9 protein-coding genes are annotated in these 10739 nt (G+C 66.3%); 7 read left to right on the top strand and 2 right to left on the bottom strand.

All coding sequences use genetic code 11. The annotated features are described in order from the left end of the window. Nucleotides 1-506: 506 nt before the first annotated feature. Complete coding sequence (locus AC5Y42_RS13515; protein WP_499898784.1) at nucleotides 507-2057, top strand: HNH endonuclease signature motif containing protein; 1551 nt, start codon at nucleotides 507-509, stop codon at nucleotides 2055-2057. Between the two features lies 1 nt (nucleotide 2058). Here AC5Y42_RS13515 and lipL read toward each other — a convergent pair whose 3' ends face one another. Continuing rightward, nucleotides 2059-3357, bottom strand: a complete 1299-nt coding sequence (gene lipL, locus AC5Y42_RS13510) for an esterase/beta-lactamase LipL (RefSeq protein WP_499898783.1) — start codon at nucleotides 3355-3357, stop codon at nucleotides 2059-2061. 71 nt (nucleotides 3358-3428) lie between these two features. Beyond that, entirely contained in the window at nucleotides 3429-3893 is a 465-nt protein-coding gene (locus tag AC5Y42_RS13505; protein ID WP_499898782.1) for a peroxiredoxin, read from the bottom strand. A gap of 125 nt (nucleotides 3894-4018) precedes the next feature. Here AC5Y42_RS13505 and AC5Y42_RS13500 point away from each other — a divergent pair, with 125 nt between their 5' ends. From AC5Y42_RS13500 to AC5Y42_RS13475, 6 genes are all read left to right on the top strand, one after another. Next, entirely contained in the window at nucleotides 4019-5554 is a 1536-nt protein-coding gene (locus AC5Y42_RS13500; RefSeq protein WP_499898781.1) for an anthranilate synthase component I, read from the top strand. Beyond that, nucleotides 5547-6161, top strand: coding sequence for a TIGR02234 family membrane protein (locus AC5Y42_RS13495; protein ID WP_499898780.1), 615 nt, complete (start codon nucleotides 5547-5549; stop codon nucleotides 6159-6161). The genes AC5Y42_RS13500 and AC5Y42_RS13495 overlap by 8 nt, the downstream gene beginning before the upstream one ends. 80 nt (nucleotides 6162-6241) lie before the next feature. Beyond that, entirely contained in the window at nucleotides 6242-7060 is an 819-nt protein-coding gene (gene trpC, locus AC5Y42_RS13490) for an indole-3-glycerol phosphate synthase TrpC (protein ID WP_499898779.1), read from the top strand. Nucleotides 7061-7088: 28 nt separating this feature from the next. After that, entirely contained in the window at nucleotides 7089-8363 is a 1275-nt protein-coding gene (gene trpB / locus AC5Y42_RS13485) for a tryptophan synthase subunit beta (RefSeq protein ID WP_499898778.1), read from the top strand. Then, the gene (gene trpA, locus AC5Y42_RS13480; protein WP_499898776.1) at nucleotides 8360-9169 is read left to right on the top strand and encodes a tryptophan synthase subunit alpha; all 810 of its coding nucleotides are present in this window, start codon (nucleotides 8360-8362) and stop codon (nucleotides 9167-9169) included. The genes trpB and trpA overlap by 4 nt, the downstream gene beginning before the upstream one ends. Next, the gene (locus AC5Y42_RS13475) at nucleotides 9169-10716 is read left to right on the top strand and encodes a prolipoprotein diacylglyceryl transferase (protein WP_499898775.1); all 1548 of its coding nucleotides are present in this window, start codon (nucleotides 9169-9171) and stop codon (nucleotides 10714-10716) included. The genes trpA and AC5Y42_RS13475 overlap by 1 nt, the downstream gene beginning before the upstream one ends. The last annotated feature ends 23 nt before the right edge of the window (nucleotides 10717-10739 follow it).

Here is a 10739-nt window from a genome sequence, read left to right as displayed (position 1 = left end):
TTCGTAATTCAGGAGGGCGGCGAACTGCAGCGCGCGCGTCTGGTTGAACTCGGTGTCAAACGCGTTGCGGTAAACGAAGTTCGTGTCTGGTCCTTCGATCCTGATCTGAACAGTTTGGCCCGTCACAACCGTGGCGGCGAGCCCTCGCAGCGGATTGACTCTTGCGCGGCCCCCGATGGCATGCCTTCAGTCTTGTGGATGTTGTGCTGTTCTTCGCAGATCCGCAAAGTAGAGAGACCGCGCCGGACGGACGTCAATACGGTTGTGCTTGCTGCGCTGTAGGCACCCATTGGCTGCCATCCCAGTACCCGCATGGCCGAGCCGCCGGCAGGGTCCGGCTACCAGCCCGCCGGCTGCAAGCTTTGCGGTTGCTGTGCCACAGGCGCGGGAGCCGCGGTTTCGACTGCCCGCCCTGCGTCATTTGGTTTCGTCCACAGTTGGGTGTTTGTCCACAGACCGGCGCTGCGCGGCCCGTCGGGTCGGTGGCGCGGCGTAGAATCGCACACATGTTCGATGCATCGCCGCTGGGTCCGGAGGCGCTCGAGGGTGCCGACGACGGGCTGGTGGTGGCCGCGATCGGCGAGTGGGCGCGCGTGGAGGCTGCGGCATCGGCAAGCGGGCTCGCCGCCATTGCCGAACTGGTGACTCGGCGAGTCGAGGGCGGATCACCCGAATGCGGACACTGGTCGTGTGACAACTGGGACGCCATGGCCGCTGAGGTTGCTGCTGCACAAGGCATCAGCCACGGGATGGCCTCAGGCCGGATGTATTTGGCTGTGGCATTGCGCGACCAGTTGCCACGGGTAGGAGCGGTGTTTCTCGACGGGAAGATCAGTGCCCGGTTGGCGGCGACGATCGTCTGGCACACCGACCTGATCAAGGACTCTCAGGCGCTGCAACTGGTCGACAAGACGCTGGCCGAGGACGCGGTGCGGTTTGGTCCGATGTCGGTCAACAAGACGGCGCAGGCCATCGAGGCGATTGTCGATCAATACGATCCGGGCGCGTTGCGGCGTACCAGGGTCCATGCGCGCAGCCGTGACGTGGTGATCGACTCCGCCGACGAGAAGTCGGGCACCGCGCCAATCTGGGGCCGACTGTATGCCACAGATGCTGCCGTGCTGGATCGGCGGCTGATGCAGATGGCTCACCAGGTGTGCGATGACGATCCGCGCACCGTTGCTCAGCGTCGCGCTGACGCACTGGGCGCCCTGGCAGCCAACGCAGATCGGCTGGCGTGTGCGTGCGGGAACGCCGATTGCCCCGCGGCCGTCGACGGCACAAAGCGAACGACCGGTGTGGTTGTCAACGTCGTCGCCGACGCATCGGCGGTGAGCAGCCTGCCTGACCCGCACCTGTCAGGTGAGCCCAAGCAGCGACCGATCACGCCCCAGACCTCGCTGCGTGAGGCGCTGGCACCTGACCCCGAGCCAGAGCCGCCGGGCGGCTGGGGTGGCAAGGCGCCCGCCGCGTTGATCACTAGTGGTGGTGTGGTGCCGACGCCGCTATTGGCCGAGTTAGTCCGGGGTGGCGCGAAGCTGCAGCCGGTGCGGCATCCTGGCGACGCGCCACCGGAATCGGGGTATCGCCCGTCGGCTGCGCTGGAGCGCTTTGTGCGCTGCCGGGATTTGACCTGTCGATTTCCCCACTGCGATCGCCCTGCCGAATTCTGCGATGTCGACCACACGGTGCCCTACCCGCTCGGGCCGACTCACCCGTCGAATCTCAAGTGCGTTTGCCGAAAACATCACCTGCTCAAAACGTTTTGGACTGCTTGGCGGGACGAGCAATGGCCCGACGGAACAGTGGTCTGGACATCACCCACCGGGGCGACCTACACCACGCATCCCGGCAGTCGGCTGCTGTTTCCCAGCTTGTGTCTGCCGACTGGTCAATTACCTTCGGCGGCAAAGACAGACCCACCACCTGCTGACCGCAGCATCATGATGCCGGTGCGGCGACGAACTCGCGAGCAAGACCGCGCGCGGCGCATCGACGCGGAGCGCGCACTCAACGACGCCCACATCGAAGAACGCAACCAGCCACCACCCTTTTAGGTCAGCGCCGGCCCGCCCCTGCCCTGCGTTTGCTGGCTCGCCGACGATCCGGGGCGGGGAAGGGCGCACCGTAGTGAGGCACCTCCATCGGTCCGGTATGGCGTGCCGCGGTGATCGCACTGCGCATCGGCCGCGCCAAGCCGGCGAACGAGGCCATGTCGAAGACCATCGGTGTCAACAGTCGGTTGTGGACATAGCCGAACGCGCTGCCGGTGTCCGGATCGGCCCAGCCGAGGGTTCCGCCCAGGCCGATGTGACCGAATCCCTTGAGCAGCCCCGGAATCGGGGATTCGTGATAACCGAGATGGAATGGCATGGGCACAAACATATTCAGGTCGGGCAGTACTCTGGGTCGACCGGCCAGGCCACGCGCCAACTCACCGGAGAGGAGCTCGGCGGCGCCCTGGACGCGTCCGTTATTGGCAAGTGCGGCATACATCTTGGCCAGCCCACGACCGGTCACGACGCCGTTGGCTGCTGGGACTTCGCCGTCGAGAAATGGGATCTCGCCTTGCACAAAGGATTTCATGCCCGGGAAGTACATCGCGCCCAAAACCCCGGAAAACCGTAGCCCGGCGACTTTGGGTGCGACGAAGTTGACGATCGGATTGGCTTGGCCACTTTGCGGCACCAAGATCTGCGCCACCTGGGTGGGCGCGTCCGACGGCGGGCGGCCGAGGTGAACACCGTCGGTGTCGAGCGGACGCGCCACCTCGGTGCGAAAAAGTTCGCGCATTCCCAGCCCGGTCACCGATCGGGCCAGTCCCGACAACAGCCAGCCGTAGGTCAACGCGTGGTACGCGGGGAGCCCGCGCAGATGATCGACCGGCGCGGCGGCCAGTCTCTCCTCCATCAGGCGGTGATCCATCAACTCGGTTTTGCTGACGCCGTTGAGATGTGACAGTCCGGTGCGATGCCGCAGCACGTCGCGGATGGTGATGCCGGATTTGCCGTTGACGCCGAACTCCGGCCAATACTCGGCGACGGGCGCGTCGTAGGACAGCAGTCCGCGGTCGACCAGGCGGTGGATGACGGTTGCGGCGACTCCTTTAGTCGCAGAGAACACCATCGCCCCGGTATCGGCCGTCCAGCGCACCTCGCCGGCTCGGTCGGACCACCCGGTCCACACGTCGACGACCGGCCGCCCGTCGATGTACACCGACAGCGCGCCACCGCCGAAGCGGCGCCCCGGGAACAGCTGCGCGAACAACCGGACCACCGCTCCGAAACGCGGATCGGCGGCGCCCTGTACGCCGCGCGGCAGACCGTCGTTGGCGCGCAGAAGCGATTGCTGCGTCATGGCATCAACGATGCTCCCGTGCTGACCGCCCTACTCGCGGAATCGAGATATTCGTCAGGCAGGCATCCGGGCTACGCCGACGACCGTGACCGCAGCGTCGCCAGCGCCTTGTCCGCGTGCGAGTTGAAGTTGAACTCGCTGCCGATCACGTCGAGCACTGTGCGATCGGTGTCGATGACAAACGTCGTGCGCTTCACCGGCATCAGCTTGCCGAGCAGCCCGCGCTTGACCCCGAACTGCGCAGCGACTGCTCCATCGGCGTCCGATAGCAGCGGGTAGTCGAAGCTGTGCGCGTCGGCGAATTTGGCCTGCTTGTCCACCGCGTCGGTGCTGATGCCGACCCGCTGCGCGCCGACGGCGGCGAACTCGCCGGCCACGTCACGGAAGTGGCACGCCTCGCGGGTGCAGCCCGGTGTCATCGCTGCGGGATAGAAGAACAGCACGACGGGCCCGTCGGCAAGCAGGGCACTCAACGTGCGCGGTGCTCCGGTCTGGTCGGGAAGCTCGAAGTCGGTCACGGTGTCACCGGTTTTCATGGCCGTCAGGCTACGCCTCGCCTAACCATCTGCCGCGAGCGTAACGCCACTGCCATCTCGTAGGCGAAAACGCGCAGCCACGTTACGTTCGCGAGCCGCCCACCCCCATCTGGGAAGATGGAGGGGTGCATGCCGACCTCGCCACCACCTCACGCGAGGACTTCCGCGCGCTCGCAGCCGAGCACCGGGTAGTCCCGGTGACGCGCAAGGTGTTGGCCGACGCCGAGACGCCGCTGTCGGCCTACCGCAAACTGGCGGACAACCGGCCGGGAACCTTCCTGCTGGAATCGGCCGAGAACGGCCGGTCGTGGTCGCGTTGGTCGTTTATCGGCGCCGGCGCGCCGTCGGCGTTGACCGTGCGCGACGGCGAAGCGGCCTGGCTGGGCACCGTGCCCCAGGACGCTCCCACCGGTGGTGATCCGGTAGCGGCTCTGGATGCCACGCTCAAGTTGTTGGCTACGGCGGCGCTGCCGGGACTTCCGCCGCTCTCGGGCGGAATGGTGGGATTCTTCGCCTACGACCTGGTGCGACGGCTGGAACGCCTGCCCGCATTGGCCACCGACGACCTTCAGTTGCCCGACATGCTGCTGCTGCTGGCCACCGATCTGGCCGCCGTCGACCACCACGAGGGCACCATCACGCTGATCGCCAACGCGGTCAACTGGAACGGCACCGACGAGCGGGTGGACTGGGCTTACGACGACGCGATCGCCCGGCTCGACGTGATGACCGCGGCGTTGAGTCAACCGCTGCCCTCGACTGTCGCCACCTTCACCAGACCCGAGCCGCAACACCGGGCCCAACGCACCGTGGAGGAGTACGGCGGGATCGTCGAGCGTCTGGTCGGCGAAATCGAGCGCGGCGAAGCGTTTCAAGTGGTGCCGTCGCAGCGCTTCGAGATGGACACCGACGTGGCACCGATCGATGTCTACCGAATGCTGCGGGTAACGAACCCCAGCCCCTACATGTATCTGCTACACGTGCCGAATGATGCTGGCGGAACAGCGTTTTCGATCGCTGGATCCAGCCCGGAGGCATTGGTCACCGTGCAGGATCAGTGGGCGAAAACCCATCCGATCGCCGGGACCCGGTGGCGCGGACAGACCGAGGAAGAAGACCAGCTTCTGGAGAAGGAACTGCTGCACGACGACAAGGAGCGCGCCGAGCACCTGATGCTGGTCGATCTGGGTCGCAATGATCTCGGCCGGGTCTGCGTGCCTGGCACCGTGCGCGTCGAGGACTACAGCCACATCGAGCGCTACAGCCACGTCATGCACCTGGTCTCCACGGTGACCGGGCTGCTGGCCGAGGGCCGCTCGGCGCTGGACGCGGTGACCGCCTGCTTCCCGGCGGGCACGCTGTCCGGCGCGCCGAAGGTGCGGGCGATGGAGCTGATCGAAGAGGTCGAGATGACCCGGCGCGGCCTGTACGGCGGCGTGATCGGCTACCTCGACTTCGCTGGTAACGCCGATTTCGCGATCGCGATCCGCACCGCGCTGATGCGCGACGGCACCGCCTACGTGCAGGCCGGCGGCGGAGTGGTGGCCGACTCCAATGGCCCCTACGAGCACACTGAGGCGACGAACAAGGCCCGTGCGGTGCTGAACGCGATCGCCGCCGCGGAGACGCTCTCCGCCCCGGACACCAGCCGCAATGGCTGACCCTGGTCGGGGCCGGCTGGCGATCCGGATCGCCCAACTGCTGCTGGTGATCGCGGCAGCGGGGTTGTGGGCCGCCTCGCGGCTGCCGTGGGTTGCCGTCGAGTCGTTCGACGGGCTCGGACAACCCAAGACCATCACCCTCTCCGGTGGGTCGTGGTCGACGGCTCTGCTCCCGTTGGCGGTGTTGCTGCTGGTTACAGCGGTGGCCACGCTGGCCGTGCGCGGCTGGCCGCTGCGCATGCTGGCGGTATTGGTGGCAGCAGCCAGCCTGGCGATCGGTTATCTGGCTATCAGCCAGTGGGTGGTGCGGGACGTGGCGGTGCGAGCGGCTGACCTCGCGCACGTCTCGCTGCTGACGCTGGTCGGAAGCCAGCGGTATCACACCGGTGCGGCGATAACCCTGGCGGCAGCGGTATGCACGCTGGTCGGGGCGGTATTGCTGATGCGGTCGGCCGCCCCGACGGGTGCCACGAAATATGTCGCGCCAGCGGTCCGACGAGCGCAGGCGGAGCAGCGCGACGGGGACATGTCGGAGCGGATGATCTGGGATGCGCTCGACGAGGGCCACGACGCGACGCGACACGACTCGGACACCGAGGGTCGGTGACGGACCGCGCGCTGACGGCCGCTACCCTTTTCGGTGAACGTCATCGAATCTGCGGGGCCCGCGGGGAAGGACCGACAGGTATGAGTTCGGCAACCGTGCTCGACTCCATCATCGAGGGAGTCCGCGCCGACGTTGCCGCCCGCGAAGCCGTCGTGAGCCTGCCCGAGATCAAAGCCGCCGCCGAGGCGATGCCGGCGCCGCTAGATGTGATGGCGGCGCTTCGTGAGCCGGGAATCGCAGTTATCGCCGAAGTCAAACGTGCCAGTCCGTCGGCGGGTCAACTGGCGTCGATCGCCGACCCGGCCAAGCTGGCCCGCACCTACGAGGACGGCGGCGCGCGAATCATCAGTGTGCTGACCGAGCAGCGCCGGTTCCATGGTTCGCTGGCTGATCTCGACGCGGTGCGCGCGGCCGTGTCGGTGCCGGTGTTGCGTAAAGACTTTGTGGTGGGGCCCTACCAGATTCACGAGGCGCGTGCCCATGGCGCAGACATGCTGCTGCTCATCGTTGCCGCGCTTGAACAGTCGGCGCTGGTGTCGATGTTGGAGCGCACCGAGTCGCTCGGCATGACTGCGCTGGTCGAGGTCCACACCGAGGAAGAAGCCGACCGTGCGCTCAAGGCCGGCGCGCGGGTGATCGGGGTGAACGCCCGCGATCTGATGACACTGAAAGTCGACCGGGATTGCTTCGCCCGCATTGCTCCTGGGCTGCCGACCGACGTGATCAGAATTGCCGAATCCGGCGTGCGAGGCACTGCCGATCTGCTGGCCTATGCCGGCGCCGGCGCTGACGCGGTGTTGGTCGGTGAGGGTCTGGTCACCAGCGGCGATCCCCGCGCCGCTGTCGCCGACCTGGTCACCGCGGGCAGGCATCCCTCTTGCCCGAAGCCGGCCCGCTAGATCAGCTAGTCCGCCTGGATATCGAGTGATGGCAGACTTTTCCGGTCCGGAACTCCCGCGTTCCAGCGCGGCCATCGCCGAACCGACTAGCCACGACCCCGATTCGCGGGGGCATTTCGGTGCGTATGGCGGCCGATTCGTCGCCGAGGCGTTGATGGCGGTGATCGAGGAGGTCACCGCGGCATACGACAAGGCTCGTACCGATCAGGGGTTTCTGGACGCGCTCGATAAGTTGCAGGCGCACTACACCGGTCGGCCGTCCCCGCTGTACGAAGCCGCACGCCTGTCCGAGTACGCTGGCGGTGCGCGGATATTCCTCAAGCGAGAAGACCTGAACCACACCGGCTCTCACAAAATCAATAACGTGCTCGGGCAGGCCTTGCTGGCCCGCCAAATGGGTAAGACCCGGGTGATCGCCGAGACCGGCGCCGGCCAGCACGGGGTGGCCACCGCCACGGCGTGCGCGCTGCTCGGTCTGGAATGCGTCATCTATATGGGCGCGGTCGATACGGCGCGCCAAGCGCTCAATGTGGCTCGGATGCGGTTACTGGGCGCCGAAGTGGTGTCGGTGGCATCCGGCTCGAAGACTCTCAAAGATGCGATCAATGAGGCTTTTCGGGATTGGGTCACCAACGCCGACAACACCTACTACTGCTTCGGCACTGCCGCGGGACCGCATCCGTTTCCGACCATGGTGCGCGATTTCCAGCGGGTCATCGGACTCGAAACGCGCGTGCAGATCCAGGATCAGGCCGGGCGATTGCCCGACGCCGTGACAGCGTGTGTCGGAGGCGGATCCAACGCCATTGGGATTTTCCACGCGTTCATTGACGATCCCGGTGTTCGGCTGATCGGGTTCGAAGCCGCCGGCGACGGCGTCGAAACCGGACGCCATGCCGCAACGTTCACCGGCGGGTCGCCGGGCGCGTTCCAAGGATCGTTCTCTTATCTGTTGCAGGACGAGGACGGTCAAACCATTGAGTCGCACTCGATTTCGGCGGGTCTGGACTATCCTGGCGTCGGTCCGGAACACGCATGGCTCAAGGAGATCGGCCGCGCCGAGTACCGGCCGATCACGGACACCGAGGCAATGGACGCGTTCAGCCTGCTCTGCCGCACCGAGGGCATCATCCCGGCCATCGAATCTGCGCACGCGGTGGCAGGCGCACTCGAGTTGGGTGTCGAGATGGGCGGGGGAGCGGTCATCGTGGTGAATTTGTCTGGCCGCGGTGACAAAGACGTTGAAACCGCAGCGAAGTGGTTCGGCTTGCTTACCGGTTCATCGGATGAGGGCCGTTCGTGATTGTCGAGCAGAGCGAAGCAAGCCGCCTGGCTGAGCTTTTCAGTTCATGTCGTCGGGATAACCGGGCAGCGCTGATCGGTTATCTGCCCACGGGATACCCCGACGTTCCCGCGTCGGTCAGCGCGATGACCGCGTTGGTCGAATCAGGGTGTGACTTGGTCGAAGTCGGCGTTCCGTATTCGGATCCGGGTATGGACGGGCCGACGATCGCGACGGCTTCCGAGGTCGCGCTTCGCGGCGGTGTTCGGGTGCGAGACACCTTGGCCGCTGTTGAGGCCATCAGCGCCGCCGGTGGCCGCGCGGTCGTGATGACCTACTGGAACCCGGTGCTGCGCTATGGAGTTGACGCGTTCGCGCGGGACCTCGCCGCGGCCGGCGGCCATGGCCTGATCACGCCGGACCTCATCCCCGACGAGGCCGACGAGTGGTTGGCTGCCGCCGAGGAGCACCGATTGGATCGCATCTTCCTCGTCGCGCCGTCGTCGACGCCGCAGCGCTTGGCGGCCACGGCCGACGCATCGCGGGGGTTCGTCTACGCTGCATCGATCATGGGTGTCACCGGTGCGCGTAACGCGGTGTCGCAGGCCGCCCCCAAGCTAGTGCGCCGGGTACGAGCGGTTTCGGATATACCCGTCGGCGTCGGCCTGGGTGTCCGGTCGGCTGAGCAGGCGGCGGAAATCGCCGGATACGCTGACGGGGTCATCGTCGGCTCGGCGCTGGTGTCGGCGCTCGCCGACGGCGTCGCTGCGCTCCGCGCGCTGACCGAAGAGCTTGCTGTGGGTGTGCGCCAAAGGATCTCCACATAATGACGACAACTATTCTCGCGTATTTTCCCAGCCCGCCACGAGGAGTGTGGCATCTGGGACCCGTCCCGATCCGGGCCTACGCGGTGTTCATCATCATCGGCATCGTCGCCGCGCTGGCGATCGGTGATCGGCGGTGGGTGGCTCGGGGCGGCGAGCGCGGGGTGATCTACGACATCGCACTGTGGGCCGTGCCTTTCGGGTTGATCGGCGGCCGGCTCTATCATCTGGCCACCGATTGGCGGACATATTTCGGTGAAGCCGGAGCGGGTCTGGTCGCGGCCTTCCGAATTTGGGACGGCGGATTGGGGATCTGGGGCGCGGTGGCCCTGGGCGGCGTCGGTGCGTGGATAGGCTGCCGACACCGCGGTATCCCACTTCCCGCCTTCGCTGATGCGATCGCGCCCGGAATTGTGTTGGCGCAGGCGATCGGTCGGCTCGGAAATTACTTCAACCAGGAACTTTACGGTAGGGAAACCACGCTGCCCTGGGGCCTGGAGATTTTCTATCGCCACGACCCGGCGGGCTTTACCGACGTGCATTCCCTCGACGGGGTGTCGGGCGGAGAGCTCGCGATGGTCGTGCACCCGACGTTTCTCTACGAATTGCTCTGGAACGTCCTGGTATTCGTTGCACTCATTTATCTCGATCGACGATTCAGAATCGGGCATGGCCGACTGTTTGCGCTATACGTCGCCGGGTATTGCTTCGGAAGATTCTGTGTCGAGCTCCTACGCGACGACGCTGCGACCCACATAGCCGGGATCCGAATCAACTCCTTCACAGCGACTTTCGTCTTCATCGGTGCCGCGGTCTATCTCATTCTGGCACCGAAGGGCCGCGAGGATCTGGCGGCGCCCGCCGCGACGGCTGCCGAGAAACCGGAGTCGGAGCCGGCTGCCGAGCTCGTACCCGTGGGGTCCGCATCAGCGGCCGCGGGTATTGCGGAGTCGGTTGATTCTGGAGAACCGGCGACTGCGGCGGAACCCGAAGCGGTCGAGCCCGAGGGGCTCGATACGGCGGCGACGCAGGCTACCGATGACGAAACGGAGGCGGTCGCGTCAGCGGCCGAAGAATCTGAAACCGACGCGGCCGTGGCTGAGGTAGCGGCCGACGCCGAGCCCGAGGCTGAAGTTGAGCAAGCTGGCCCCGAAGAGCCGGAGCTTGTGGCCGACGCCGAGCCCGGGGCTGAGGGTGAGGAAGCTGAGGCCGAAGCTGAGCCGCCAGAGGCAGAAGACGTAGCCGAGGAGCCCGAGCCCGAGGCTGAGGCCGTTGACGAGCCCGAAGATGCCGAAGCTGAGCCCCCAGAGGTCGAGGAAGCAGCGGCCGAGGCTGATGCCGAGGCGCCCGAGTCTGAGGTTGAGGAAGTCGAGCCCGAAGACGCTGAGGAAGAGCCCGAACCAGCCGACGTCGTCGCCGGCGAAAGCGAACCACCCGCCGCCGAAGACGACGCCGAAGAATCGGCGCCGGATGTGGCTGCACCGGCCAGCCCCACCCCAACCGGGTGGAGGTCACGGCTGAGCAGGCTAAGGCGCAGGTCGACAAGGTAACGACCCGCGATCGCCGGCGGAAC

The sequence above is a fragment of the Mycobacterium sp. NGS48 genome (assembly GCF_059812585.1).
The sequence above is the reverse complement of the archived record's forward strand: the minus strand, read 5'-3'. Positions and strand labels throughout refer to the sequence as shown.

Coding starts and splice junctions, on each gene's coding strand:
- AC5Y42_RS13515 (WP_499898784.1), top strand. CDS start 507: ATGTTCGATGCATCGCCGCTGGGTCCGGAGGCGCTCGAGGGTGCCGAC.
- AC5Y42_RS13495 (WP_499898780.1), top strand. CDS start 5,547: ATGGCTGACCCTGGTCGGGGCCGGCTGGCGATCCGGATCGCCCAACTG.
- AC5Y42_RS13475 (WP_499898775.1), top strand. CDS start 9,169: ATGACGACAACTATTCTCGCGTATTTTCCCAGCCCGCCACGAGGAGTG.
- trpC (WP_499898779.1), top strand. CDS start 6,242: ATGAGTTCGGCAACCGTGCTCGACTCCATCATCGAGGGAGTCCGCGCC.
- trpB (WP_499898778.1), top strand. CDS start 7,089: ATGGCAGACTTTTCCGGTCCGGAACTCCCGCGTTCCAGCGCGGCCATC.
- lipL (WP_499898783.1), bottom strand. CDS start 3,357: ATGACGCAGCAATCGCTTCTGCGCGCCAACGACGGTCTGCCGCGCGGC.
- AC5Y42_RS13505 (WP_499898782.1), bottom strand. CDS start 3,893: ATGAAAACCGGTGACACCGTGACCGACTTCGAGCTTCCCGACCAGACC.